This window comes from Mucilaginibacter sp. (assembly GCF_025359345.1).
Taxonomy (GTDB): Bacteria; Bacteroidota; Bacteroidia; order Sphingobacteriales; family Sphingobacteriaceae; genus Mucilaginibacter.
In genome coordinates, this window is sequence record NZ_JANYGQ010000008.1 from 1 (window position 1) to 25942 (window position 25942).

The following is a 25942-nucleotide window of genomic DNA, read 5'->3' on the forward strand; positions in this document are numbered from 1 at the left end:
CGTTCGGTTAAATTTAAAGAAGTACGTGATGCCTATATCGCTACTTTAGGCGAGATTGACGACATTACCAAATCTCTTGCTAAAAAATATTACCACGATGTGGAGTATGACGCTATCCGTAATCTTGTATTAGACGAAGGCAAACGTTTAGACGGTCGTACCACTACGCAAATACGCCCTATCTGGAGCGAGATTGGCTATTTGCCATCTGCACACGGTTCGGCTGTATTCACCCGCGGCGAAACACAAGCATTAACTACTGTTACCTTGGGCGCTAAGGATGACGAGCAAATGATTGACGGCGCGTTCATTAACGGTTATAACAAATTCCTTTTACACTACAATTTTCCTGGTTTTTCAACAGGTGAGGTTCGCCCTAACAGGGGAGCAGGCCGTAGGGAAATTGGTCACGGCAACTTAGCAATGCGTTCGTTAAAACGCGTATTGCCAGCCGAAGATGCAAATCCTTATACTATCCGTATCGTATCCGATATCCTGGAGTCAAATGGTTCATCGTCAATGGCTACGGTTTGTGCCGGTACATTGGCTTTGATGGATGCAGGTGTTAAAATCACTTCGCCGGTATCAGGTATCGCGATGGGATTAATCACCAACGAAATGGGTACCAAATATGCTATCCTTTCGGATATTTTGGGTGATGAAGACCACTTAGGTGATATGGACTTTAAAGTAACGGGTACCAAAAATGGTATTGTTGCTGTTCAAATGGACCTTAAAATAAATGGCTTATCGTACGAGGTTTTAACCAATGCGTTAATCCAGGCAAAAGACGGCCGTTTACACATACTCGGCGAAATGGCTAAAACCATTACCGAACCACGTGAAGATTACAAGCCACATGCACCTCGCATTATCACTATCCGTATTGATAAGGAATTTATCGGCGCGGTAATTGGTCCCGGTGGTAAAATCATCCAGGAAATGCAGCGTGAAACCGGTGCTACTATCTCTATCGAGGAAGTTGGCAACCAAGGTGTTGTTCAGATATTTGCCGATAATAAAGAAGCTATCGATAAAGCAGTTACCCGTATTAAAAACATCGCTTCGAAACCAGAGGTTGGTGAAATTTACGAAGGTAAAGTTAAATCGATAATGCCTTTTGGTGCATTTGTTGAAATTATGCCAGGCAAAGACGGTTTGCTGCACATATCGGAAATTGACCACAAAAGGTTTGAAACCATGGATGGCATTTTCGAAATTGGCGATGAAGTACGTGTAAAACTTCTTGACGTTGACAAACAAGGCAAACTGAAGCTTTCGCGCAAAGCTTTATTGCCAAGGCCGGAGAATAAAGGTTAAGTTGAATAAGTTGATGAGGTTGAATGAGTTGTGATTTTATAACTAAATCAACCTGATCAACGGCTCGCTTAATTAATCAAATAATGATAAAGCCCTCATAACGAGGGTTTTATCATTTAAATGAAATTATTTTAATTTTTTTAAAACAAAAAGCACTTTTTTGAACTTCATATTAATTAATGTTAAGCTGATAAAACCCTTAAGTCCGATCCCTACTATAAAATGACTTCTACTAATAGCGATCCTTTAGATTTTATAAATAATAATTCGGGTATACAGTCGGGCTCACAAGCGGATTTAGTACAATTATTATTATACGAAATTATAAGAGTTAAAGAACTTATCACTTATTACGATTCTATCCCCAATGGTGGCGGCCAACTCGGCTCCTCCATCTTAAATGAGCTTGTTTCTGAAGCTTACAACTCCCTTGTTAACTACGATACCGTGCTGATGCAGAAGTATTACGATCTGCTGCTGAATTGCGATTGATTTAGTCTGAAAGTCAGTAAAACCTGAGAAATCGAAAAGATCGGACAGCTGCAGCATTTACAAATCAAACAGCATTGCCAAAGCTTTTGACAAAAAACTGTATCATCTATCCATAGAGCCTGTTAAATTATGTTTAAAAACTATTTCAAGCGAGTGTTAGCGTGGTAATAGCGGTTTCAACGGTAGGCCTCCATGCTATAAAGGCTGCGCTCATGAACCCCGTGAGGAGTTTGAAGAACGAGTAAACTAATTCTTTAAACAAACTTACGAAGCGTTAACGCTTCGTAAGTTTGTTTAGTACGCCTTTAATCGTTCGGGCAATCTACATACCAGCCATGCAATGGCGAGCACATGTTGTTAGTAAGCCCCGCTACACAGCCTGCAAAACGAGAGTAGTCTGTGGTAAAATGGCCACATGAAGCATGGCATTGCTGATAGGCAGTATTACAATCAACCCCACCACCTTTTACTTTTGACATTTCTGACCGGCTTAGTGGTGCATTACCGCTTTCTTTAAGATTTTTCATACTTTTTATTGTTTAAGGTTTTAAATTTTAATAAAAATATGAATTAAATAGATTTAGTAACTAATAATTATTGAATTGCCTCTATGTTAATAAAAACCCCAAGGGAGCAAAATTCGTCAGCTCAGGTCGCAGGCCTGCGCCAAATGGCATAAGCGCTTTTTTAATGTCACTGACCAAACCTGCCTTTCACATAAAAAAACAAGTCATACACATAAAATAACAGCCGGCTCACGGTTTTTGTGGTAAATTAGTTTATTCAACAATATGCTAAATCACTACGGCCGCAAACGGCGGGTTTACTATTTAATATTTGCCATAGCATTTGCCTTTGTATGGTACCTGTTTAAGCTGGGTGGTTTTCCCAAACCACTGAGGGCTTTATTTTCTACAATAATCGATATCACCTTTAGCATTACGGCACTGGTTGTTACCGTTGAGTTACTACTGCCTAAATTCTTTTTAAAAAAAAAATACCTGCAATTTACCGCAGGGTTTTTAATAGTGAGTTTGGCTGCTGCATTGCTGATTATTACCTGCCAGATTGGGCTGATGGGTTACACCGTTGCTGGTTATTATCAAAAAAACCTCACTCAATACAGGGAACATTTTTACTATTGGTTTTGGTCCGATTTGGTGCTGGGGTCATATTTCCTGGTATCGTTTATATCGCTGGGTGGTTTTGCTATCCGGCTCTCGTTCGACCGTATAATTGCTGCCCGGCAAATGGAAACCTTGGAAAAAGAACGCAATATTGCCGAACTGGAAACCCTAAAAAATCAGATAAACCCGCATTTTTTGTTTAATGCCCTTAATACCATTTATTATAAAATTGACCGTGTAAACACTCCGGCCAGGCTGATGGTTGAACAGTTTTCATCCTTATTAAGGTACCAGCTTTATGAGTGTGATGTACCTGAAGTGGAGATTGAAAAAGAATTGAAGTTTATTATTAATTATGTCGAACTTCAAAAAAAAAGGTTAAGCGAATCCATTATGGTTGGTTACGATGGGCTCGATGATATAGAAGGATTTTTAATTGCCCCGTTTATTTTAATGCCGGTAGTTGAAAACTGTTTTAAACATGTATCACAAATTAAAGATGGTGAAAACGTTATTGCAATTAGTGCCGCTATGAAGGATGGCTGGTTTTGTTTTGAAACAATCAACACTGTCAATGGCATGGTTAGCACAGAAAAAAAAGGTATTGGGCTAAGTAATGTAAAGAAACGGTTGGAACTGATTTATCCCGGCAATTATTCACTTACCATCGATAAGGCGAACGAAAAATTTAAGCTGACGTTAACTATCAAAGTTAAATGAAACTGAATTGTTTAATTGTTGATGACGAACCTATTGCCCGTAACGGACTTGCCGCCGACGTAAAGGAATTTGATTTTTTGCACGTCGCCGGTTTGGCCGACGACGCATTCAGCGCGCTTCAATTGTTGAATCGCGATCAGCAGGTGGATATTCTTTTTCTTGATATTGACATGCCCGGTTTAAGCGGCCTTGATTTTTTAAAATTGGTGCGGGTAAAGCCCGTGGTAATTATAACCACGGCTTACCCGCAATATGCTATTGACGGTTTTGAGTTAGGCGTTGTTGATTATTTGCTAAAACCAATTTCGATGGAAAGGCTGACCTCAGCTGTTGATAAAGCCCGGAAATGGCTGTCGTTAACCAATACGTTTGGACCCCATGGCGGGGATATTGAGTTTTTGTACGTTAAATGTAATGGTAGTTTCGAAAAAATATTGTTCGGGGACATATTGTATGTTGAGGCGGCCAATAATTATGTTTATATCCATACAGCCCAAAAGCGTTTTATAACGTACAATACTTTAAAGGGCCTTAAAGCACAATTGCCAGCAAACCGTTTTGTGAAAGTTCATAAATCTTACATCGTTTCCCGCAATCATATCAACCAGGTAAAAGGAAATGAAGTTATCATTAACGATGTCCGCATCCCGCTTAGCCGCAATTTTAAAGACTCTTTTCAAAAAGAAGTTATCTCGGGTCATTCACTTCGAAAAGACTAAATTTCGACAACCTGTTTTATTGGCGAAATGTACAAAATGTACTTTCAACACGTAAATAGCACCACTCAAATAATTAAATACGCCTGTCGTAAAATGTTGTATATGTTTATGTTATGAACAGAAAGGCATTTATACGTACAGCCGGGGTTGGTGCAGCATTAACCCTCGCAGGTGACAACTTAATGGCTCAAAAAAGCACCGCGAAAGATGACATACCGCCCTTGCCGATATCGTTGGTAAAAGAGTTTGTAATAGCAGGACATGCTAATTTTGATAAGGTGAAAAGCATGCTGCTGGAAACCCCTAACTTAATTTACAGCCAGTTTGACTGGGGTAATGGCGATTTTGAAGCTGCCATTGAAGGAGCAGGACATCTCGGTAATAAAGTCATTGCCAACTACCTGCTGGAAGCGGGCTCGCGAACAACCATTTTTGTAATGACCATGCTCGGCAAAACCGACCTGGTGAAATCCATCCTTGAAAAATACCCGCGCTTTATGACCACCAAAGGCCCGCATGGCTTTACCCTGTTGCACCACGCAAAAGTTGGTGGTAAAGATTCGGAGGAACTATACACCTACCTGCAGGAGAAAGGCATTAAAGACGATTGGGTGAAGCTGAAGTAGTTAATTAGAGGTTGGTGATTAGCGATTAGTTAGATCTTGCGGCTCCTAATCACCAGTCTCTAATCACTAATCACTCGGAACGCAAACTCTTCACCGGGTTCATCAGGGCTGCTTTAATGGCCTGGTAACTTACCGTGATAACCGCAATAGCTATTGCTGCAAAGCCTGCAAAAACAAATGTCATCAAACTGATATCAATGCGGTACGCAAAACCCTGTAACCAGCGGCTCATGGCCCACCATGCAATAGGAGATGAGATAATTATTGACACAATAACCAGTTTTACAAAATCGACTGATAACATGGTAGCTATATTGCCGATCCCCGCGCCTAATACCTTGCGGATGCCAATCTCCTTGATACGTTGTTTAGCTGAGTATGACGATAGCCCCAACAATCCCAGGCAGGCAAGCGCAATGGCTATTCCTGCAAAAATATTGAGCACTTTACCCAATCGTAATTCTGAGCTATACAGGCGGTTAAAATCATCATCCATAAAATGAAATTCAAAAGGCTTGTAGGGTACAAGTTGTTTCCATTTGCTTTCTAAAAATCCAATTGTTTGGGTAATATTAGTGCCACTAATTTTTACAAGCATAGTGCGTCCCCATACTTCCGGAAACAACACCAAAGGTTTAATAGCAACATGCATCGACTCAAAATTGAAATCCTTTACTATTCCTCTTACATAGCCCGGGCGCGATGCATCTAAAAACATGCGTTTACCAACAGCCTCCTCCGGTTTCCAGCCCAATTGCTTTGCGGCTGACTCGTTTAAAATAAAATGGTAGCTTTTTTTACTTTGGTCATCGTTCGAAATGTCAAGCATATCCTGTTGTGTTAACCCGCTGCCGGCAACAATCTGTAACCCGGTAGCGGCAATATAGTCTTCATCAATCTGGTTACCGGCAACGGCAATCTGCTGGTTTTCGGGCATAGCTGCCGACCGCATGTTAAAGCCGCCAACAATATTCACAGGTGGACTGGAACATTTCGAAATATCAAGCACATTACTGTTTAATTTAAATTGCTGCTTTATAACGGGCAAATCTTTAAGTGTACGACTGTCAAGCTGCGACACCAGAACATGCTCGCGATTGTAGCCCAGTTTTTTGTTCTGTACATAGCTTAATTGCTTTTGTATAATAAATGTAGATATGATAAGCACCACCGAGATGGAGAATTGAAACACAATCAGCGATTTACGCAGCCATTGCCCCGAACCCGTATTTTTAAACGAACCCTTCAATACCTTTACCGGCTGGAAATTCGAAAGCACCAGAGCCGGGTAGCTGCCGGCTGCAAGGCTCACTGTTAAAATAAGTAGCCCTGCCGCAGCGGCAAACTGCCATGAAAAAAATGCGCTTACCTGCAATTGTTTCTCAGATAGTTGGTTAAAATAAGGCAACGACAAAGTTGCTGCTACCGAGCTAAGTAGCGTAGCGATTGTGCACAGTAATGCCGATTCGCCTATAAATTGCCAGAAAAGCTGCTTGCTGCCGGCGCCAATAACCTTGCGAACACCAACTTCCTTTGCCCGTTCAATTGAGCGGGCTGTATTCAGGTTTACATACGTAAAGCAGGCAATAACCAGTATCATTAAAGCCACAGCTTCGAGAATGTAGATGTAGGTAATGCTGTTATTGGGTTCAAAACCATCGTACTCTGAATAAAGATGTACCCGGGTAAACGGCTCAAGCAAAAAGTCGACTGTGGCACCCTGGCCCTGCATCTCTTTTTGCATAAAAGGGGTGATTTTGGGCTGTAACGATGCAATGGAGTTGTTGTTTTTCAGTAGCAGGTAAGTAGTATAATTGGCGTCCCAATATGTTTTCTCGTATTCCGCAAGTCCAAGCGACGAAAATGAAGCCAGGAAATCAAATTTTATCTGCGAGTTTGAGGGGCAATCCTTTATCACGCCGGTTACCTGGTAAAGGGTGCCATCACCACCCACCTTCAATGTTTTGCCGACCGGGTTTTCGTCACCAAAATACCTTTTTGCAGTCGACGCAGTAACCATCACCTGGTTGGGAGCTGTGAGCATCTTATCTTTTTCACCCGATATCAGCTTAAATGAAAAAATATTAAAAAAACTGGGGTCAGCATACATAAATGCCTTTTCGTTGATTAATTTGTCGTTGTAGCTAATAACCTGCCTGCTGTTCGTCATACGCACAGCATCGCTAACCTCGGGGAAGGTTTTTTTAAACACAGGGGCAACACGCACACTGGTAAAGTTTCCTTTTTTGAATTCGCTTCCTCCGTCAAATTTATACTCCATTATTACACGTGCCACGCGACTTCCATTTAGCTGAAAGTTATCGTAGCTTAACTCGTGTTGGATATAGATGCCGATAAGCAGGCAGCAAGTTAAACCAATAGTAAGGCCCAAAATGTTTATTAATGATGACGCCTTATTTTTCCAGAGATTACGGAATGCGGTTTTGAAGTAGTTTTTTAACATGGGAGTGTCAATTCAGGGTTCGAGAAAAAAACGGAACGATAGCTTATTGATAAACAATATCACTTACATCAAGACGAATCATTTTCTGAAACGTTACAGGGAAAAAGATTAAAATAGTTGTAATGGTTGTATTGGTTGTAATGATGAACATGGTAACGACGATATTGATAATATTTGCTAAACCATTTTATCAAAAAAGAGGTGTTTTTCTTTTCGGACTTTACCGACTTTCCGGACTTCGGACTAAAAAAGCTATCTTTACACCCATGAACCACCTGATAGCCCCATCTATTCTAGCGGCTGATTTTGCCAATTTGCAGCGCGATATTGAAATGATAAACAATAGCGATGGCGATTGGATACATGTCGACATTATGGACGGCATGTTTGTGCCTAATATTTCCTTTGGCTTCCCTGTGGTAAGCGCTGTAAAAAAACATGCTAAAAAGGATTTGGACGTTCATTTGATGATTGTTGACCCCGACCGTTATTTAAAAGCTTTTAAAGATGCGGGTGCGGCCAGCATTACCGTGCATTACGAAGCATGCCCAAATTTGCACCGGACCGTGCAATATATTAAAGAACTGGGTTGCCGTGCATCGGTAGCTGTTAATCCACATACACCTGTTTTATTGTTGGAAGATATTGTGGCCGACTTGGATATGGTGCTCATAATGTCGGTAAATCCGGGTTTTGGCGGGCAAAAGTTTATTCCGAATACCTATAAAAAACTGGCCGATATAAAAGAGCTGGCCGCTCGTAAAAACCCCGGTTTGTACATCGAAGTTGATGGGGGAGTGGATGGCAGTAACGCGGCAAAACTGGTTGAAGCCGGGGCCACCGTCCTGGTTGCAGGTAACTCGGTTTTTTCGGCGCTAAACCCTGTACAGGCAATAGCTGATTTAAAAAGTTCGGGGTTGTAACTTCAGCCCGGATGTTAGGCTGATAATAAAAACCCTTAATTTTTTTAATATTTAAAATTCAAAGCTGCAATTGTAATCGAATTGTATCATTTTTCAAAAAAAGCAAATATTCTCTATTAATATTGTCAAATTAATTAACTTCGGCCCGTCTTAATACCGATTTGTTAATTAATCAATAATTCAACAAAACCAATTTATAAACTCAATGATATCGTCACCAGCCATCGCACAAATGCAGAAAGGGCTTTTGAGGGCATTACCAATTATCGAAAAAAATAAATAAAATGAAACATAATTTTGGCGCCGGACCAGGCATCTTACCACACGAAGTTTTAAAACAGGCAGCAGCTGCGGTTGTTGATTTTGGCGGAATCGGACTTTCCATTTTGGAAATATCGCACCGCTCGCCTGAATTTGAATCGGTGCTTGATGAGGCGGTAAAGCTGGTTAAAGAACTTTTCGAAGTGCCGGAAGGGTATTCCGTTTTATTTTTACAGGGTGGTGCAAGCACACAGTTTGCTTTAGCTCCTTACAACCTACTGCCCGAAGGCGGCAAAGCTGCATACCTCGAAACAGGCGTTTGGGCAAACAAAGCGCTTAAAGAAGCTAAGTTTTTTGGCGATGTTGAAATTGTAGCTACATCAAAAGAAAAAAACTTTACTTATATCCCTAAGGATTATAAAATACCAACTGATGCGGCTTACTTCCACATCACTTCGAACAATACCATTTACGGTACGCAGATGCAGGAGTTTCCTAAATCGCCGATACCAATGGTTTGCGATATGTCGTCTGACATATTCAGCCGTAAGGTTAACGTTGCTGATTTTGGTTTGATATACGCTGGCGCCCAGAAAAACATGGGCCCTGCCGGTGTAACGCTGGTAATTGTTAAAGATTCGCTTTTAGGAAAAACGGGTCGTAAAATACCGGCTATGTTTAACTACCAGGTGCAGATTGAAGGCGGCTCAATGTACAACACCCCACCGGTGTTTGCTATTTATGTATCGATGCTTACGCTTAACTGGTTAAAATCAAAAGGCGGCGTTGAGGCTATCGAAAAAGAAAACATTGCCAAAGCACGTGTATTGTACGAGGAAATTGACCGCAACCCGCTATTTAAACCGGTTTGTGCTGTTGAAGACCGTTCGCACATGAACGTTTGCTTCGTAATGGAAAACCCTGAGCTTGAAAAAGCATTCCTGAAACTTTGCGACGACAAAGAAATCATCGGCATAAAAGGCCACAGGAGCGTAGGCGGTTTCCGTGCATCAATTTATAACGCATTAACTATCAACAGCGTTTACGTGCTGATTGATGCCATGCAGGAATTTGCAGAAAAAAATAAAATTTAGTGGATTAGAGGTTAGAGACTGGAGATTAGTTGATATCTGCAGCTGCCTAACCTCTAATCTCCAGTCTCTAATCTCTAACTTGACATGATAAAAATACTAGCCAATGATGGCATCGACCCGATAGGCAAAAAAATGCTGGAGGATGCCGGTTTTTTTGTAGATACTAATAACATTCCGCAGGATGAGCTGCCTGTACGTTTGCAGGAATATGATGCTATAACTGTGCGCAGCGCTACTAAAGTACGTAAAGCCTTAATTGATGCCTGCCCCAACCTTAAACTGATAGGCCGAGGTGGCGTAGGTGTTGACAATATTGACGTGGAATATGCCAAAGAAAAGGGCATAGGTGTTTATAACACCCCTGCATCGTCATCATTATCAGTAGCCGAACTGGTGTTTGCCCAACTATTCGGTTGCGTTCGTTTTTTACCCGATAGCAACCGCAAGATGCCGGTTGAAGGCTATACCAAATTTAACGATTTGAAAAAAGCTTATGCCAAAGGCATTGAGCTGCGCGATAAAACCTTAGGTATTGTAGGCTTTGGCCGCATAGGTCGCGAAGTGGCAAAAATCGCCATCGGCGTAGGTATGAATGTGTTGGCTTACGACCTCTACCCCTTCAGTCCTGAACTGGAATTGACTTTAGGCGGCGGTACCAAAGTGAAGGTTTCGGTCACAACTGCAACGCTTAAAGAAATTATCAAATCGGCTGATTTTATTACCCTGCATACGCCATTTGTTGACAAAGCCCTTATTGGTGCCGAAGAACTTGCTCAAATGAAAAAAGGCGTGGGCCTGGTAAACATATCACGCGGCGGTTTAATTGACGAGTTAGCTTTGGTTGATGCTTTAAACAGCGGCCAGGTGTCATTTGCAGCGCTGGACGTTTTCGACAACGAGCCAACTCCACGTGAAGAAATAATTAAGCATCCAAAAATATCATTAACCCCACACATTGGTGCCGCCACCAACGAAGCGCAGGAGCGTATCGGTGTTGAGCTGGCAAGCTTGATAATTGGGCATTTTAATAAATAATTGACACTAATTGTCACAAATTGAATCGAATTACACTAATCTGCTTTGATAGTGTAATTCGATTTTTTATTTTGATCAATATTCTACGGAATTTCACTCCCAAAGCGCAGATCAAATTCGTGAAATTCGATTAAATTCGTGAAAATACGTGTTAATTCAATTCGTATTTAATTCCCTTTTCCGGTATCGTAACCACATACCCCTCACTTTCCACTGCATCCGCAAAAGCCTGCATGCTCGACGTCTCACCGTGCACGAGGAATACGTTTTTTAGCCTGGTCTTATCCTGGTGTTTAACCACGTCTAAAAGGTCCTGATGATCGCCGTGAGCGCTTAAAACATCGGTTTGTTTAATAGTGGCATAAACAGCCAGTTCACGGTCTTTGATATGGACAATAGGGTCGCCACGCAATAAACGGTGGCCCAATGTGCCTTTGGCACAATAGCCAATGAATAGGATGGTGCAGTAATAATTTTGAATGTTATAATAGAGGTGGTCCTGTATGCGGCCGCCTTCCAGCATGCCTGCCGACGAAATTATAATACAAGGCTCAAAGTAATTGGATACCTGCCTGCTGTCTTTCAGCGACTCAACATACTCTAAATTCTCAAACTCAAACTCATCGCCCTGCTTGTTGTAAAACTCCTGCGCTTCCTGGTTTACCAGGTTATGGTATTTGCGGAATACCTGTGTGGCCCGGGTAGCCATCGGGCTATCAACGAACACTTTTACCGGCGGAAGCAATCCGCTGCTGAAAATTTTATTTAATGAATAGACCAGCGATTGCGTACGCCCAATACTGAATGCAGGTATAATCAACCGGCCTTGTTCTTTAACACAAGCTTTTTCAATAGTTTCAACCAGCGCCTGTTCAACGGTTTTGTCTTTGGTATGCAGCCGTCCGCCGTAAGTGCTTTCGGTCACCAGGTAATCAACCGGGGGGAGTTGCTGCGGGTCATCCAATACCGGGTAGTTTTTGCGGCCAATATCACCGGTAAAAGCAATCGACCTTTCAGTTCCTCCCTCGTTCACCTTAAAAACAGCAGCCGCAGCGCCCAATAAGTGGCCTACTGGTATAAAGGTCAGCTCGATATCGCCATTGATTCTGAATGGCCTGTTAAAGCCTATGGTTACAAACCTGTCCATTGCATCCATCACATGTTTTTGCAGGTAGAGTGGTTGTGCGGCGGTATTGAATTTTCCTTTGCCCCGACGGTGTTTACGGCCCTTGTCGGCCTTGTGCATAAATATGTTTACGGAGTCAAGTAATAGTAACTCCGTTAAATCGGCAGTGGGAGGAGTGCATAATACCTGGCCATTAAAACCAAGCCGCACCAGCGTAGGTAAGTTGCCCGAGTGGTCGATGTGGGCGTGGGTTAGCACCACCACATCTATTTCTTCCGGTCTGAAAGGGAAGTCTTCATTTGCTTGTATATTGCGATCCTTTTCGTAATCAAGTCCACAATCTATTAATATTTTAAACTGGCCCACCTGCAATAAATGCATGCTTCCTGTTACCTGCCGCGCCGCCCCGTATATAGTTAAATTCATCTTTCGAAATCGTTCATTTGTTCACTGGTTCATTTGTTCATTGGTGTAGCTTTGATAAATTGTTAACGTCGGCAAAAGTTGTTATACCCGCGCCAACACCAATGAACTATTGAACTAATGAGCCAGTGAACCAATAAATGCAAACTTATTATTATTGTTGTAACATTTTATGCTGAAATGGCATTACAGGCAAAGTTTTTGTGTAGCTTACAGTGATTTGATAAATTACCTATTTTAGTAGAATTATACAACAGCCATGATCAAACAAGCAACCTACCATTTAAATACAATTGACGGGCCGGTAGAACTTACCATTACCCCAATTAATGAGCAGTTACCTGGCGGAGATTACTTCGCAACAGGTGTGTACAAACTTACCGATGGCGTAGTTGGTATGGGCGAAATAGTTTTTGATGAAACCATGACCGACTGGGAATACAACGGCATGGACGAACTTACCTGGGACCAGGCCGCCGAAGTGGCGGATTTTATTAAAAAATATAAAGACCCAGCTGGCGCAGATCCCGATTTATTGCAGTCGCCTGAATAATTGTATAATAAACAATAATAAATATCCGGTTTAGGTAAAATTTGTTGGATTAGTGTTTAAATTTAACAACCAATTTCACTAACCCAATATTCGTATGCTCAAAAATATCCTGCTGTTTAACCTGCTGCTTTTAGTCTGTATAAAAGCTTTTTCCCAAAACTCCGGGGCAGTGTTGTTTGATGACAACTGGAAGTTTTACCGCGGCGGTGCACTAAGCGCTGAAAACGTAAACTACGACGATTCAAAATGGCGTAAAGTTAATTTACCGCATGATTGGAGCATCGAAAATCTTCCGGGGACGCAATCACCATTTACCCAGAACGCTATCAGCCAGGTTGGAGGCGGCTTTTCGGTAGGAGGGACAGCCTGGTACCGTAAAACCTTTGATGTTCCGGCCGCTCAAAAAGGCAGACGCCTAATAGTACAGTTTGATGGCGTGTACATGAATGCGACCGTCTTTATCAACGGGCATAATATGGGTACGCACCCTTATGGATACACCAGTTTTTGGTTCGATTTAACTGATAAAATAAAGTTCGGCGGCAAAAACACCATCGCTGTTGAAGTAAAAAACGAAGGACAAAATAGTCGCTGGTACTCAGGGTCGGGCATTTATCGGCACGTGTGGCTGCGGGTTGCGGAGCCGGTTCACATTGGGCAATGGGGAAGTTATATCACTACACCCGAAGTTAACACGGCATCGGCCAGGGTCAATATCAAAACTGATATTTTAAATGAAAGCAAGGCCGATCAAAAAGTTAAGATAATTACGAAAATACTCGACCCGCAAAATAAGGAAGTTGCCTCAGCACAAAGCGAGGAATTGATAAATGCAGGATCATCAAATGGGTTTAAAAAAGATATGGATGTCGCTACTCCTGCGCTATGGTTGTGTGACTCACCATCTTTATACATCGCGATTACGCAGGTTTACATTAGCGGAATATTGACAGATGAACAACGCAGCACTTTTGGCATACGCAAAATATCATTCGATACAGAAAACGGATTCCAGCTTAACGGCAAAACGGTAAAGCTAAAGGGTGGATGTGTACATAATGACAATGGTCCGCTCGGCTCAAAAACATACGACCGTGCCGAGGAGCGTCGCGTTGAAATATTAAAAGCCAGCGGGTACAACGCCATCCGCTGCGCCCATAACCCGCCAAGCCCTGCCTTTTTGGACGCCTGCGACCGCCTGGGCATGCTGGTAATTGACGAAGCTTTTGATTGCTGGAAGTATGGCAAAAACCCATACGACTACCATTTATACTTTAACGATTGGTGGAAGAAGGATATTGAAAGTATGGTAATGCGCGACAGGAACCATCCCGGTATAATTATGTGGAGCATTGGTAACGAAGTGCCCGAAAAAGGAACACCCGAAGGTGTCGATGAAGCCGGACAACTAGCTTCTTATGTTCGTGGGCTTGACCCAACGCGCCCTGTTACCGCTGCCGTTGATGATATCAATCCGGCTAAAGACCCCTACTTTGCAAAGCTTGATGTTAGCGGCTACAACTACCCGGTCAGAAATTACGGCCACGATGGCAATACTTACGAAACCGACCACAAACGCGTACCCGGCAGGATAATGTTTTGCACCGAGTCATTCGCCATGGAATCATTCGGCAGCTGGATGGAAGTAATAGACCATCCATATGTGTTAGGGGATTTTGTTTGGACATCCTTCGATTATATTGGCGAAGCCAGCATCGGTTGGTTAGGTTATCCGGTGGGCACCAGTTTTTATCCATGGAATTTAGCATACTGCGGAGATATTGATATTTGCGGGTGGAAGCGTGCCCAGTCCTACTACCGGGATGCACTTTGGAAAGAAAACCAGCTTTCAATTTTTGTACAATCGCCCAAACCATCTTTCGCCTTAAATAACAAAACTGCCGATTGGTCCAAATGGAATTGGCACGATGTAGTTGCCGACTGGAACTGGGCAGGTTACGAAAACAAGCCGTTGGCTGTAAATGTTTACTCTTCGTGCCCTGAGGTCGAGCTGTTTTTAAACAATAAGTCGCTAGGGAAGAAACTGACCAACCGCGGTACTAAATTTACGGCAATCTGGGACGTGCCTTACCAGGCCGGTGAATTAAAAGCTATTGGTTACGATGGCGATAAAAAAGTAAACATCTCGGTGCTGCATACGGCCGCTGCACCGGCAAAAATTAAGCTAACCGCTGATAGGTCAAAGTTGAAAGCAAATAACCAGGATTTAAGTTATGTTACTGTAGAATTATCGGATGCTAAAGGCACCTTAAACCCACGCGCAAACAATCTTATTCATTTTAAGGTTGATGGACCGGGTGAGCTTATAGCCGTAGGTAATGCCAACCCTATAAGCGTGGAAAGCGATCAGCTACCACAACGCAAAGCGTGGCGTGGTAAGTGTATGGTTATTATAAAATCAACTCATAAAGCAGGCAATATAACATTAACAGCAAGTGCAGATAAGTTAACAGGCAAAAGCGTAATTTTACACGTGGAATAATTAAAATACCCCTTTAAAACATGGACGAAATAGAAAACTTTTCCGAAAAAATTCATGAACAAAGCAACGAGCATGCTCACCACGCATTATCGGAGGGCAAAGATAAATGGGTGCTGTATGTGGCTCTTACCACTGCTGTATTTGCAGTTTTAGCTGCCATAGCCGGTTTAATGGCTGGGGCGCATGCGGACGAAGCCATGCTGTCGCAGATGCGCTCATCAGACCAATGGGCGTTTTACCAGGCAAAAGGTATCAAGTCGGAGATATTGACCACATCAAACAAAATATTGGTAGCGGTCGGTAAAACGCCCGTTGCCGAGGATGCTGAAAAGGTAAAGGAAAACAAAACCGAACAAGCCAAAATTATGGCCGAAGCCAAAGCCTTTCAAAAAGAGAGCGATGAGCATACCGCCAAACATTCCGTATTGGCTAAATGTGTAACGTTGTTCCAGGTGGCAATAGCCATTGGTGCCATATCCATCATCACCAAGCGAAAGGCGTTGTGGTGGGCAAGCATGGGTTTTGCAGCTATCGGGCTGTTCTTTTTGGTGAGCGGGTTGTTGTAGAATAAATTGTCGAAAAATTAATGAGCATGTCATTTCGACGTGGAACGAGGAGAAAACTTGTCCGCGCGATATGGACGGCGGGCAGGTCTGGCTCATAACTTCCAATTGCAAAGGTTTCTCGCTCTCGCTCGAAATGACAATTTTGGGGGCGGCTACTGGGAGTTCCTGAAATTTTGAAATCATTTACTTAATAGCTGTTTTCGCGGCAAGGGCTGGTGGAAGTTACTACCCACCCCGTCTGCGCTTTTATTCCGTATCTTTGCAGCAAATGATAAAACAAGCGCTCGAAAAGCTAAAAATTACCGAACTGAACCAAATGCAGCATGCTGCGCTTGAAGCTGCAAAAAAAGGGGATGTACTGTTACTATCACCTACAGGCTCGGGTAAAACACTTGGGTTTTTATTGCCGTTGTTAGGTTTATTGGACGCGAAGATTCCAACGGTTCAGGCCCTTATCCTGGTGCCATCGCGGGAACTGGCGTTACAGATTGAACAGGTTTTTAAAACAATCGGCAGCGGATTTAAAGTGAATGTTTGTTATGGCGGCCACCCGGTAAAAATCGAACGCAATAACCTATCACAGCCACCTGCAGTTTTAGTAGGTACACCTGGCCGGATAGCCCACCATTTACGCCGCGAAAGCTTCACTACTGATACTATCAAAACATTAATACTTGATGAGTTTGACAAGGCGCTGGAGTTCGGTTTCCAGGAGGATATGACCTATATCATCCGGCAGCTAGGGCATCTTAATAAACGAATACTTACCTCGGCCACTAAAATGGATGAGATACCGGCGTTTACAGGTATTCATAACCCCAAAGAAGTCGACTTCCTTCAAAATCAAACCAATGCGCCCGATCTTAAATTAAAGGCGGTTATTTCGCCTGCGGCGGATAAATTGGATACGTTGTTTTCACTCCTGTGCAAAATAGGGGATAAGGCCACGCTGGTGTTTTGTAACCATCGCGATGCAGTTGAGCGGATCAGTGATTTGCTTTGGGATAGGGGGCTAGTGCACGATATCTTCCATGGCAAAATGGAGCAGGAGGACAGGGAACGCGCTTTGCTGAAATTCAGGAATGGCAGCCACAGGCTTTTAATTACTACCGATTTGGCATCACGTGGACTTGATATACCCGAGATTGAATACGTTGTACATTACCAACTGCCGCATAATGAAGAGGCTTTTCTGCATCGTAACGGCCGTACAGCCCGTATGCATGCCAAAGGCACGGCCTATTTGATTTTAACGGAAGATGAGAAGCTGGGCTATATTGATAAAGCGCCGGAGATTGAAATATTACCGGCTGATTTAAAAATCCCCGCCCCAACACCATGGGCAACGGTTTACATTGCTGCGGGTAAAAAGGATAAGGTTAATAAAGTGGATATCGTTGGCTTGTTGCTTCAAAAAGGCGAACTGACAAAAGATGATTTGGGTTTGATAGAGGTGTTGGATTATTCATCGTACGCCGCCGTAAAACGCAACCGCATTGAGCGAACCGTTAACTTGCTAAAAGGCGAAAAAATAAAAAATAAAAAGGTTAAAATTGAAATTTCAGTATAATTACATCATAATAGAAAGATATGAGCAATAACGATATCATGAAAAAGCTGCGGGTAGCCATGCATTTTACCGATGATGATATTATAAAGGTACTGGAACTGGCCAATTTCCGCATCACCAAAACCGAGTTGGGCGCCATCTTTCGCAAAGAAGATCACCCCAATTTCAAGCCTTGCGGCGACCAGATTTTACGCAACTTTTTAAACGGACTAATAATTCACCAGCGCGGACCGAAAGAAGAAAAAAAGTCTTAAGTCATAAACGGACATTAGACTTCCGACTTAAGACTTAGAACTTGCGACTTCCTAATTCTCTATCAACTTCGCTTTCCCGCTTTTCAATAACTTCTGTTCTTCCCCGCTAAAGGGTATTCTGCCACCAAAATCCTGTACCCAATAGTCGTTATATTTTGCTATACCGACTTCTTTAAACTCGCGGTTCATCAAATTTTTGCAATGGCCTGGACTGTTAAACCATCCCGCCATAACTTCGGCAATGCTCATTTGGCCCTGCGCTATGTTTTCGCCAACAGCGAAGCTTTTAAAGCCTTTATAAGTATAACCAGCGTTCACCATCCGCTTGTCCGACGTACGGCCATCAAGACTGGTATGGCTAAAATAATTGTGTTTTGACATATCTGCCGCATGCTTTAAAGCTGCAGTTGCCAAATCATCGTTCCAAACCAGGGGCGGTGCGGGCGGCATATAGGTTCCGCCGCAGTTGCAGCCCTTTTCCCGGGTGTGGTTTATGTTTTCTAAAAATTCGCGTTTAAATTCCGGCGTTGCCTGCTGGGCAAAAGCGGTTTGGAAAAATAATATTGTAAAAATGGTAAATAGTCCTTTTACTAAGATTTTCATGCTTATTTGACAACTGGAAAGCTTATAGGTTTAGTATCAGCGTAATAAAATAATTACCGCCTGCGCCGGCGTATAATATCGCGCCAGCCACCTCTTTTGCGCTTGTAGACAAAAACAGCAATAACAATCATCAGGATGGAGGAGGTAAGTATTATAATGTAACTACTTTCTTGCCTGATCCGTTTTTGGAGAGCTTCCTGGTATTTGAGGAGAATACTTTTTTTTTAACCTGCAGCGAGTCGGCTTTTTTCTTTTCTATCGAATCTTTGGTTGCCAGGGCGGCGGCCAATTTTGCCTCCTCCGCCTTATGAATACTTTGCTCCAGCGAGTCGCGTTTTTTTAACATTGCTTCCTCTTTCGGATAGTTTTTCATGCGGCTATACAAAAGCGCGTAGTTTTTCAGCACATCGAGTTCAACTTTACCATAGTGGTTCTTTTCCGAAATTTGTACAGCCTCATCTAAATCGCCCATGGCAAGCTTATAGTCAGTTTGCTCGCTTTTTATTTTTGCCAGGGTTACCAGTGACGCAATAATATTTAATTGGTCGTTTTTAGCCCGCGAAAGTGAATTGGACTGCAGGATAAACCATTTGGCCTGGCTGAATTTTTTCTGAGCCATGTACACCTTGGCCAGATGATCGAAAGTAACACGGAGACCCGTTGTGTCATTGTAGTACGAAAACTGGTGAAGCGCCAGCATAGTATAGTTTAGTGCTTTATTCTCGTAACTCGCACGCTGCATCTTGTTACTTATTGTGTCATAGTCAAGATAGCGATTGGCAATTTCGGTGTATATCTGGCCCTTGAACATATCACTGGCAGGGTATTTCAACTGTAGTTTAAGACTGTCAAGGTTCATTACAGCTAGGCGTTGTTTCACACTATCCTTATTTGCGCGGTATAGCGAAATTCTTACACTGTCCTGCCTTAACATGGCGGCTAAAAGCCTGAGGCTATCGGCATTTTTAATCCTTATTTTGTTGTTTAAATTTTCTGCCAGGTGGGAATCCGACATGCTCAGGCTAACCGGCTTTTTTAGTAATGGCGCCAGGTTCATGCTGTCGGGATAGGTAACCGCAACCACGTTAACATCTTCGTAGCGTTTTGCGGGTATTATTGCTGTAAGTTCCCCAGGATAATGGTTAATGGCTGCTACACCGAAATTATTTTTATTGCTTGCTGCTATTGAAAAATCAGAAAGTGCCAAAGATTTAATATTATAAATAAGTGCAGGCGATCTAATGGTATCTTTAGCAGGGTCGGGTGGGCCAACCTTAATGGTATCAACAGACTGTATCGCGGCCGATAATTTAAGGCAGGCAAGTAAAAAAATAAATAGCGTAAGTGTTTTTCTCATAAGCTATCCCAGCTCAGGGACTATAAATATACTTAGCTAATTCAAAAAACGTGCCTGTAATTTGATTTATGATGATATTCCGGCTGTAATTTTCCTGCTAATAAATTTTTTATTCCTCCGTGAAAAAGATAAACGGAATTTTTTGAAGTATTCGCATGAAAACGCACCAGCGATTGACGACCACTGCAATGCTATAATTGAAAAGTGACAAGTAATTAGTACAATTAATCCGGCTTATTGGAAGATTTCCCCGTTAGCGGATGTATTGCTCGTACCGTTGGATAAATGCCTGGAAGAAGGTTGTGCGGGCAAGGGCATTAAAAATTGTAATACCAATAAATGCAGAGAGAATCCCAGCCAACACGTCGAGTATATAATGATGGCTTGCATAAACTGCGGTAAACCAAATGCCCAGCATCACTACCACAAAAAATATATTAATCACACCCAGCCGATTTTTTAAACCATAATAAAGTACAACAACCGGGTACGATGAATGAAGCGACGGCATAGCCGCAAATACATTTGAACCTTTTGAGTATATCGACTTAAAAATGCCTGCGTTAAAAAATGCATCGAATTTTGCAAGTCCGGCCGTGTTACCCGGTGTTTTTGCATGAAATGCAAACCCATGATATTCAACATACCAGGGCGGGGCCGCAGGATAAAGGTAATAAACCACAAAACCGATAAAGTTTATTAATACAAACGTGAGTGAGAAGTACAGGAATTGTTTCCTGTTTCTAAAAAAAAGGTACCCGGCAAATGCCAACGGTACAGGTATCCAGCACAGATAAAATATGCCCGCTGCCACGTCCATAAAAGTATTGCCGTTGGCGCGCCAGTATTCATTAGGGGTTAAAAGCTTACCGTTAAAGTTTATGCCGAAGAGGTGTTTTTCAGCATTATATAAATCAGCAATGTGTACCGTGTTATAGTTATAGTTGGGAAAGGCCTTCATATAATCGAAGATTATCCAGTAAACTATAAATATGGAAAAGCCGATAATGAATTTGCGGCTGATAGGCGACAGGAAAAACGCAGCGTTAAATATCCCGGCCAAAAAAAGCTGATCGGTTTTAAAGCCTACCAGCAATACCGAAATAAGCAGGTAAAATACGGTGACTAATAATACAATGGTTACAGACCGGGCGTTGATTTTAATCCCGTCATTAACAGCATTCGTCATGCTATTTTTTAATAAAATCTGAACGGAACACCTTATCCCAAAGCGGCGAACTTACGCCGTAGCCTTTGGCTGGGTCCTGGTAGTGGTGCAGCATGTGGTGCTGTTTTATTTTTTTCCAGATGTTGCCCTTAAAGTTAAAATGATGAATAGCGTAGTGCGATATATCATAAAACAGGTAGCCTAAAATAAAGGCCGGGAAAAAACCAAAAACGTAATTGGTTGGCAATATGGCATTAAATAAGAGATAAAAGCCAGTTGCTAAAGGTATGCTCATTGATGGCGGCAATACCAGGCGTTTTGCATCGCTTGGATAGTCGTGATGAACGCCGTGAAATACAAAGTGCATACGTTGTGCCCATGGCTTATCAGCGGGCTGGTAGTGAAATACAAAGCGGTGCATTATATATTCAACCAACGTCCAGATAAAAAGGCCCGACACAAATAGTTCGGCAAAAAGCAAAGCACCCAGACCGGTTTGAGTGTATTTGTAAACACAAAAAGCGATAACGGGGACGAAAATATATAAAGGAACAGTAAAGTGAACTTTAGATAAGCTTTCTAAAAAATCACTTTTAAACATTCTCACAGACTCCTGTGAATTGGAAACATACTTCTTTTTCATAACTGATCAGGGTTTAAAATGTTTAAATTTCTCAGCCTGCTATTCGATTCCTGATTTTTTAATAATTATATCAATTTTAGCAAAGTTTTGGGAAACTGTAAACCATTTAATATAATTGTTACGAAGATATGATATTTTATATCCCGCTCCGCAAATACTTTAAATTTTAACGTTTCCTGCTAAAATATTATTGCTGGTCCATGAGCGACTTTTTGGCATCCAGTAACCTTTTAAAGGCAGTAATATTTGTTAAAATTGCAAGTACTGCAATTGGAAAAGTAAATATGGTCATGGTTTCAAAGACGTGGAATTTAATACCAGGCACATAAAGCTTATAATCACCACCAATGTAAATTGATGCAAGGCCGCAGAGCATCGCACACAAACCTATAGTGACAACACGTTCAGGTCGCTGCATTAAACCACCTTTACACTCAATCCCCAATCCTTCAGCACGCGCCCTTACATAACTGACCATCATTGAACCTATTAAAGCTATAAATGCAGATATAGAACTTAAAAAGTAGTGGTGACCAACCAGGTAATAACAAATACCCAAAAACATAATCAGCTCGCTGTAACGGTCGAGCACCGAATCATACAGCGCCCCAAAGGTCGATTTCATATTGCCAAGCCTCGCCACCTGCCCGTCAAGCATATCAAACAGGCCCGCAAAAAGGATAAGGCCCCCGGCCCAGCCAACGTAACTTAAATCGCCGCGGTTACCTTCTTCTGCACCTAATATAAATATAATGGCAACCCCCACGTTAAGTACAAACCCAATTGAGGTAACAGCGTTTGGTGTAAGCCCCAGTTTTATAAATACCTTAACAACAGGGTCAATTACTTTATAAATGCCCAGTTGTAAATTTGTACGTATTGATGTTTGTTGTTCCATTGTTATACTGCCGATATTTTAAAAATCAAACTTAACCCTTGCACGGATACCCCATTTCGAAACGTCAGGATGGTCTAAATACGTAAATCTTCTCACCAAGTCCACTCTCACAAATTTAAATATATTTTCAATACCCACACTACCCTCAACATAAGGGGTGCTGCCTAAACCGTATGTGATAGGTTCGCCGGCCGCGGTTACCGGGAACTGATATAGCGATGGATGTAGCGATGGATTGTTTTTATCGCTTAAGCCGCCATATATTGCTTTAACAGAAGCAACTTCGCGCCATTTTAGTTTTTTAAATAGTGGAATTTTATTGAAGAAAAATCCCACAAAGTGCTGGTCGATATTGATGCTAGCATAATGGTCGCCCACAAATTCCAAAAAGTTCATCAAGTTATACGAATAAATATCGTAAGCATATGTTTGATTAGCCCTGAATATGTCGAGCAACGGATAAGGCACCTGCCCGAATGTTTCACCCCCTTCAATGGTAACGTCAGCATAACCTAAGATGGATAAGTAAAAGCGCTTGTCCATTTGCACGTGCAGATTTTGGTAGCCGTAATTACTGCTGCCAAACACGTTTTTTAAACCGGCAGTATAATCGAGCGATAGCACAGGGTATTTGCTTGGTACAGGTACGCGGTATATTTTACCCTGGTAAAACTGCTCGTTAGGCGCATAACGCAGGCTTAAGCCAGCTTCGCTGGTAGTAAGGTCCTTAACAACATTTGCTGTATTATTGCCCACTGTGTTTAAGAAGTATAACGAACCTGCAGGCGCCTGTGTTAACCTTGCAAATTTAGCGTGATACGAAAAATGGTTTTCAAATTCGTGAACGTAATCAAAGTTGTAGCTCCTGTCATACAGGTATTTATCATTTTCGCCCCGTTTAAACGACAGCAAAAAGTTGTCTTCCTGCACAAATTGCAGATTTGCGCCCGGTATATGTGTATCGTATTGGGTGCTCACCCTTAGGTAGTTCTGCGGAAACTTGTAGATAGATTTGTTATTTAGCGAATAAGTTGCACTTAAAAAGTACTTAAAACGTTCGTCCTTAAAGCCATATGCGCCGTAAGTTTCAAAATAATAACGTTTACTTAATTCGGGTGTGGTACGGCCACCAACACGTAACTTAAAGCCTTCAACAGGGTTAAAGCTGTAAAATGTATTGGCAGGGCCCAGCTCAAAACCGCCGAAACCTTTATAACCAGCCAGCAGCAATGTAGCAATATCAAGCGTACGCCTGAACGATGGCATATTACGCAGGCTATCCACGTTTTTATATACTTTCGATTCGGCGGTTGTCAGCGTATCCAAACGGTTTTCAACCCAAAACTTGTCGCTGCGATTCTGTACCTCGTCGCTTTCGGTATATTCCTTGTGCTGATAGGTAGTATCCGGATGGGGTTTGTTTACAGTGTAGTTGCCATATGTAATTGTACGGATACCGAACAAACCACCTTTTTTGTTTTTTGTCAACCCGAAATCGGCTAGTGTGGTACTTTTGCTAACGTGAAAACGGCCATCCGAGTTTTGCTCAAACTCCTGGTTAACCCGCATGGAGTTAACAAAGTTAAGGTTGATGTTTTTGTTGATATTCAATTCAACCTTTTCAACAGCATAGTTGCCATCCAGCGTTATGTACAGTTTGCCCACAAAAAGCATATCGGTAGTATTGCGCGGTGTAAAGCTTAGCTCAACCAGCTTGGTGTTTTTATATGCAACGGTATCAGTAATAAAAAACTTATAAAATGTAGGCGATGAACCAGCAATCGGGCTTAAAAAGTTGTTCGTCATCAAAAACACTGTATTGTCGTAAATATCAACCTTGTAATACATGTGCTTAAAATAAGCCCCAAGGCCTTCACTATCAACCGATCCGCCAAAGTTTACGTTCTTTTCGCCTAATACAACTGTCTTTTCTTTTTCGGGGTTTTTGCGGTAATAATATTGGGATACCTTTTCGTTCAGGAAAATCGGCAGCAATGATTTGCCCGGAACGGTAGTGCTGTCGCGGTTATCTATCACGAATGCATATTTGCGGAAAAACTTCTTCTCTGAAAGCTTTGGTGATACGTTTGCCAAAGAGAACTGCATTTTATCATACTCTTTATACTCTACGTAGTCATAAGCTTCAGGACGGTTTTTCTCTTTGTTTTCAATAACCTTGCGTATCAGTTCAACGGCCGGGTTATCTTTATTGCGGTATTTAGGCTTTTTACCCGATTTTACTACAACTTCATCAAGTTCATTTGCTGTAGCAACCAGCTTTACATTTACGGTTTGCGTCACTCCACGCTTAACGTTCATCAAAACATCTTTATAACCAAGAAACGAAATTTTGATTTGCTTAACAGGATTATCAGTGCTGATAGTGTATTTGCCGTCGTTATTGGTAGGCCCGCCAATGGAAGTGCCGTTAAATTTAACCGACACAAAAGGCAATGGTTCATTTGTGCGGGCGTCAATAACGGTACCCGTAACAACCGTTGATTGTGCAAATAGGGTAGTAGCAGCAAGTAAAAAGAAGCTCAACAAAACCAGCTTCCGGTATAAGTATGTATAGTTCATTTATTTTGTTGCCTTCTGCAAATTCAGTATTTTAATGATGTACGTAAATACCCGTTAAAACATTTGCAATTGATATTATCTTTTTAAAATATTTGTTATCAGTGCGTTACAATAAACAGTCCAAAAGGTTATTTTACGTAAGTAATATTCAAAATAAAACCTTGTTATGACCATTCTGTATCGTGCCATGCCACCCGGCTGCAAAGCATTTAAAGGCATCCGGAGTCCGTTTTTGTCAAGTGCCAAAGGTAAAAAAAAACCTAACAGACTATTGTGGTCAAAAAGTCAAATATGAGTACCGATAAGGGAACAATTTAGAAAACATTACAATAGGATTAATATAAATTAAACCCTACAACGGCCAACATCAATAGGTTAGTATAGACCCCGGCGAGGATATCGTCCATCATAATTCCCCATCCTGAAGGAAATCTTTCCATCTTACGGATGAATAACGGCTTTACTATATCAAAAAAGCGAAATAATACCAGGGCGGTAATTACATATTTGGGCTCTACGGGTATAAAAAGCAGGCTTATGCACATTCCTGCAACCTCGTCAATCACTACACGACTGGGATCTTTTCCCCAAATTTTCTCAACAATTCCTGATGACCACACACCTAACAATGTTGTTACAATTGTAATTGTCAATGATAAGACCAGTGGGGGAGTGGTTCCCATCCACGCCAGGTACCAGCAAATACAACAAAATACGGCCGCAATTGTGCCGCCGCCTTTAATGTAACCTATGCCAAAAGTTGAGGTGAATATTTTATGGAAGAGCATGGTGATGTTGTAAGGGTTGTAGAGGTTTTAAAGGTTGTAAAGTTGTAATCTTTAGTTTTAACAAAGGGTTGTAAATGCTAAAACCCGTTTAACATTTACAACCCTCACAACGTTTGCAACTTTTATAAA

Annotated in this window: 23 protein-coding genes; 13 read left to right on the forward strand and 10 right to left on the reverse strand. The window is 41.9% G+C overall.

The genetic code is table 11. From position 1 onward, the window contains the following. Together pnp and Q0R52_RS03360 are read left to right on the forward strand one after the other, a co-directional pair. On the forward strand, positions 1-1320 hold a 1320-nt coding region (gene pnp / locus Q0R52_RS03355), incomplete at its 5' end, for a polyribonucleotide nucleotidyltransferase (RefSeq protein WP_295792123.1). A 222-nt stretch (positions 1321-1542) separates the two neighbouring features. Then, the gene (locus Q0R52_RS03360; RefSeq protein WP_252791985.1) at positions 1543-1812 is read left to right on the forward strand and encodes a hypothetical protein; all 270 of its coding nucleotides are present in this window, start codon (positions 1543-1545) and stop codon (positions 1810-1812) included. Positions 1813-2117: 305 nt separating this feature from the next. On the opposite strand, the gene Q0R52_RS03365 is transcribed toward Q0R52_RS03360, so the two are convergent. Then, a complete protein-coding gene (locus tag Q0R52_RS03365; RefSeq protein ID WP_295792126.1) occupies positions 2118-2339 on the reverse strand; it encodes a hypothetical protein in 222 nt (73 codons plus the stop codon). A gap of 264 nt (positions 2340-2603) precedes the next feature. Here Q0R52_RS03365 and Q0R52_RS03370 point away from each other — a divergent pair, with 264 nt between their 5' ends. The 3 genes from Q0R52_RS03370 to Q0R52_RS03380 all read left to right on the forward strand — a co-directional run bounded on the left by Q0R52_RS03370 (position 2604) and on the right by Q0R52_RS03380 (position 5004). Further along, positions 2604-3659 (forward strand): histidine kinase, encoded by a 1056-nt coding sequence (locus Q0R52_RS03370; protein ID WP_295792128.1) that lies wholly within the window; start codon positions 2604-2606, stop codon positions 3657-3659. After that, positions 3656-4378, forward strand: coding sequence for a LytTR family DNA-binding domain-containing protein (locus Q0R52_RS03375; protein ID WP_295792129.1), 723 nt, complete (start codon positions 3656-3658; stop codon positions 4376-4378). The genes Q0R52_RS03370 and Q0R52_RS03375 overlap by 4 nt, the downstream gene beginning before the upstream one ends. A gap of 113 nt (positions 4379-4491) precedes the next feature. After that, positions 4492-5004: a hypothetical protein gene (locus Q0R52_RS03380; protein ID WP_295792131.1), complete on the forward strand. Its 513-nt coding sequence runs from the start codon at positions 4492-4494 to the stop codon at positions 5002-5004. Between the two features lie 70 nt (positions 5005-5074). Here Q0R52_RS03380 and Q0R52_RS03385 read toward each other — a convergent pair whose 3' ends face one another. After that, the gene (locus Q0R52_RS03385) at positions 5075-7468 is read right to left on the reverse strand and encodes an ABC transporter permease (protein WP_295792133.1); all 2394 of its coding nucleotides are present in this window, start codon (positions 7466-7468) and stop codon (positions 5075-5077) included. 266 nt (positions 7469-7734) lie between these two features. Between Q0R52_RS03385 and rpe the strand changes: the two genes are divergently transcribed. The 3 genes from rpe (at position 7735) to Q0R52_RS03400 (ending at position 10781) form a co-directional block, all read left to right on the forward strand. Further along, complete coding sequence (rpe, locus tag Q0R52_RS03390) at positions 7735-8391, forward strand: ribulose-phosphate 3-epimerase (protein ID WP_295792304.1); 657 nt, start codon at positions 7735-7737, stop codon at positions 8389-8391. 284 nt (positions 8392-8675) lie between these two features. Next, positions 8676-9746, forward strand: coding sequence for a 3-phosphoserine/phosphohydroxythreonine transaminase (gene serC, locus Q0R52_RS03395; protein ID WP_295792135.1), 1071 nt, complete (start codon positions 8676-8678; stop codon positions 9744-9746). 84 nt (positions 9747-9830) lie between these two features. After that, complete coding sequence (locus Q0R52_RS03400; RefSeq protein ID WP_295792137.1) at positions 9831-10781, forward strand: D-2-hydroxyacid dehydrogenase; 951 nt, start codon at positions 9831-9833, stop codon at positions 10779-10781. A 151-nt stretch (positions 10782-10932) separates the two neighbouring features. Here Q0R52_RS03400 and Q0R52_RS03405 read toward each other — a convergent pair whose 3' ends face one another. Continuing rightward, positions 10933-12333 (reverse strand): MBL fold metallo-hydrolase, encoded by a 1401-nt coding sequence (locus Q0R52_RS03405; protein WP_295792139.1) that lies wholly within the window; start codon positions 12331-12333, stop codon positions 10933-10935. 256 nt (positions 12334-12589) lie between these two features. Between Q0R52_RS03405 and Q0R52_RS03410 the strand changes: the two genes are divergently transcribed. From Q0R52_RS03410 to Q0R52_RS03430, 5 genes are all read left to right on the forward strand, one after another. Beyond that, positions 12590-12883 carry a hypothetical protein gene (locus Q0R52_RS03410; protein WP_295792141.1) on the forward strand — a complete coding sequence of 98 codons (294 nt, stop codon included), beginning with the start codon at positions 12590-12592 and terminating at the stop codon, positions 12881-12883. A gap of 94 nt (positions 12884-12977) precedes the next feature. Beyond that, a complete protein-coding gene (locus Q0R52_RS03415) occupies positions 12978-15386 on the forward strand; it encodes a glycoside hydrolase family 2 TIM barrel-domain containing protein (protein ID WP_295792145.1) in 2409 nt (802 codons plus the stop codon). A gap of 20 nt (positions 15387-15406) precedes the next feature. Next, positions 15407-15952, forward strand: coding sequence for a DUF4337 domain-containing protein (locus tag Q0R52_RS03420; protein WP_295792148.1), 546 nt, complete (start codon positions 15407-15409; stop codon positions 15950-15952). Between the two features lie 268 nt (positions 15953-16220). Beyond that, positions 16221-17522 (forward strand): DEAD/DEAH box helicase, encoded by a 1302-nt coding sequence (locus Q0R52_RS03425; RefSeq protein WP_295792152.1) that lies wholly within the window; start codon positions 16221-16223, stop codon positions 17520-17522. A gap of 20 nt (positions 17523-17542) precedes the next feature. After that, positions 17543-17776: a DUF1456 family protein gene (locus Q0R52_RS03430; protein ID WP_252791999.1), complete on the forward strand. Its 234-nt coding sequence runs from the start codon at positions 17543-17545 to the stop codon at positions 17774-17776. Between the two features lie 51 nt (positions 17777-17827). On the opposite strand, the gene Q0R52_RS03435 is transcribed toward Q0R52_RS03430, so the two are convergent. From Q0R52_RS03435 to Q0R52_RS03465, 7 genes are all read right to left on the reverse strand, one after another. Continuing rightward, positions 17828-18379: a CAP domain-containing protein gene (locus Q0R52_RS03435; RefSeq protein WP_295792156.1), complete on the reverse strand. Its 552-nt coding sequence runs from the start codon at positions 18377-18379 to the stop codon at positions 17828-17830. A 151-nt stretch (positions 18380-18530) separates the two neighbouring features. Then, on the reverse strand, positions 18531-19736 hold the full coding sequence (locus tag Q0R52_RS03440; protein ID WP_295792159.1) for a hypothetical protein: 1206 nt from the start codon (positions 19734-19736) through the stop codon (positions 18531-18533). 253 nt (positions 19737-19989) lie between these two features. Beyond that, entirely contained in the window at positions 19990-20925 is a 936-nt protein-coding gene (locus tag Q0R52_RS03445) for a phosphatase PAP2 family protein (protein ID WP_295792160.1), read from the reverse strand. A 1-nt stretch (position 20926) separates the two neighbouring features. Continuing rightward, positions 20927-21547, reverse strand: a complete 621-nt coding sequence (locus tag Q0R52_RS03450) for a sterol desaturase family protein (RefSeq protein ID WP_295792163.1) — start codon at positions 21545-21547, stop codon at positions 20927-20929. Positions 21548-21734: 187 nt separating this feature from the next. Continuing rightward, positions 21735-22445 (reverse strand): CDP-alcohol phosphatidyltransferase family protein, encoded by a 711-nt coding sequence (locus Q0R52_RS03455; RefSeq protein WP_295792165.1) that lies wholly within the window; start codon positions 22443-22445, stop codon positions 21735-21737. Between the two features lie 18 nt (positions 22446-22463). Further along, a complete protein-coding gene (locus Q0R52_RS03460) occupies positions 22464-25025 on the reverse strand; it encodes a DUF5686 and carboxypeptidase-like regulatory domain-containing protein (RefSeq protein ID WP_295792170.1) in 2562 nt (853 codons plus the stop codon). Between the two features lie 335 nt (positions 25026-25360). Continuing rightward, positions 25361-25813: a phosphatidylglycerophosphatase A gene (locus tag Q0R52_RS03465; protein WP_295792171.1), complete on the reverse strand. Its 453-nt coding sequence runs from the start codon at positions 25811-25813 to the stop codon at positions 25361-25363. Positions 25814-25942 lie beyond the last annotated feature (129 nt).

Bases quoted from the DNA above. Each gene is read 5' to 3' on its own strand.
- Q0R52_RS03360 (WP_252791985.1), top strand. From the start codon at position 1,543: ATGACTTCTACTAATAGCGATCCTTTAGATTTTATAAATAATAATTCG.
- Q0R52_RS03365 (WP_295792126.1), bottom strand. From the start codon at position 2,339: ATGAAAAATCTTAAAGAAAGCGGTAATGCACCACTAAGCCGGTCAGAA.
- Q0R52_RS03370 (WP_295792128.1), top strand. From the start codon at position 2,604: ATGCTAAATCACTACGGCCGCAAACGGCGGGTTTACTATTTAATATTT.
- Q0R52_RS03375 (WP_295792129.1), top strand. From the start codon at position 3,656: ATGAAACTGAATTGTTTAATTGTTGATGACGAACCTATTGCCCGTAAC.
- Q0R52_RS03380 (WP_295792131.1), top strand. From the start codon at position 4,492: ATGAACAGAAAGGCATTTATACGTACAGCCGGGGTTGGTGCAGCATTA.
- Q0R52_RS03385 (WP_295792133.1), bottom strand. From the start codon at position 7,468: ATGTTAAAAAACTACTTCAAAACCGCATTCCGTAATCTCTGGAAAAAT.
- rpe (WP_295792304.1), top strand. From the start codon at position 7,735: ATGAACCACCTGATAGCCCCATCTATTCTAGCGGCTGATTTTGCCAAT.
- serC (WP_295792135.1), top strand. From the start codon at position 8,676: ATGAAACATAATTTTGGCGCCGGACCAGGCATCTTACCACACGAAGTT.
- Q0R52_RS03400 (WP_295792137.1), top strand. From the start codon at position 9,831: ATGATAAAAATACTAGCCAATGATGGCATCGACCCGATAGGCAAAAAA.
- Q0R52_RS03405 (WP_295792139.1), bottom strand. From the start codon at position 12,333: ATGAATTTAACTATATACGGGGCGGCGCGGCAGGTAACAGGAAGCATG.
- Q0R52_RS03410 (WP_295792141.1), top strand. From the start codon at position 12,590: ATGATCAAACAAGCAACCTACCATTTAAATACAATTGACGGGCCGGTA.
- Q0R52_RS03415 (WP_295792145.1), top strand. From the start codon at position 12,978: ATGCTCAAAAATATCCTGCTGTTTAACCTGCTGCTTTTAGTCTGTATA.
- Q0R52_RS03420 (WP_295792148.1), top strand. From the start codon at position 15,407: ATGGACGAAATAGAAAACTTTTCCGAAAAAATTCATGAACAAAGCAAC.
- Q0R52_RS03425 (WP_295792152.1), top strand. From the start codon at position 16,221: ATGATAAAACAAGCGCTCGAAAAGCTAAAAATTACCGAACTGAACCAA.
- Q0R52_RS03430 (WP_252791999.1), top strand. From the start codon at position 17,543: ATGAGCAATAACGATATCATGAAAAAGCTGCGGGTAGCCATGCATTTT.
- Q0R52_RS03435 (WP_295792156.1), bottom strand. From the start codon at position 18,379: ATGAAAATCTTAGTAAAAGGACTATTTACCATTTTTACAATATTATTT.
- Q0R52_RS03440 (WP_295792159.1), bottom strand. From the start codon at position 19,736: ATGAGAAAAACACTTACGCTATTTATTTTTTTACTTGCCTGCCTTAAA.
- Q0R52_RS03445 (WP_295792160.1), bottom strand. From the start codon at position 20,925: ATGACGAATGCTGTTAATGACGGGATTAAAATCAACGCCCGGTCTGTA.
- Q0R52_RS03450 (WP_295792163.1), bottom strand. From the start codon at position 21,547: ATGAAAAAGAAGTATGTTTCCAATTCACAGGAGTCTGTGAGAATGTTT.
- Q0R52_RS03455 (WP_295792165.1), bottom strand. From the start codon at position 22,445: ATGGAACAACAAACATCAATACGTACAAATTTACAACTGGGCATTTAT.
- Q0R52_RS03460 (WP_295792170.1), bottom strand. From the start codon at position 25,025: ATGAACTATACATACTTATACCGGAAGCTGGTTTTGTTGAGCTTCTTT.
- Q0R52_RS03465 (WP_295792171.1), bottom strand. From the start codon at position 25,813: ATGCTCTTCCATAAAATATTCACCTCAACTTTTGGCATAGGTTACATT.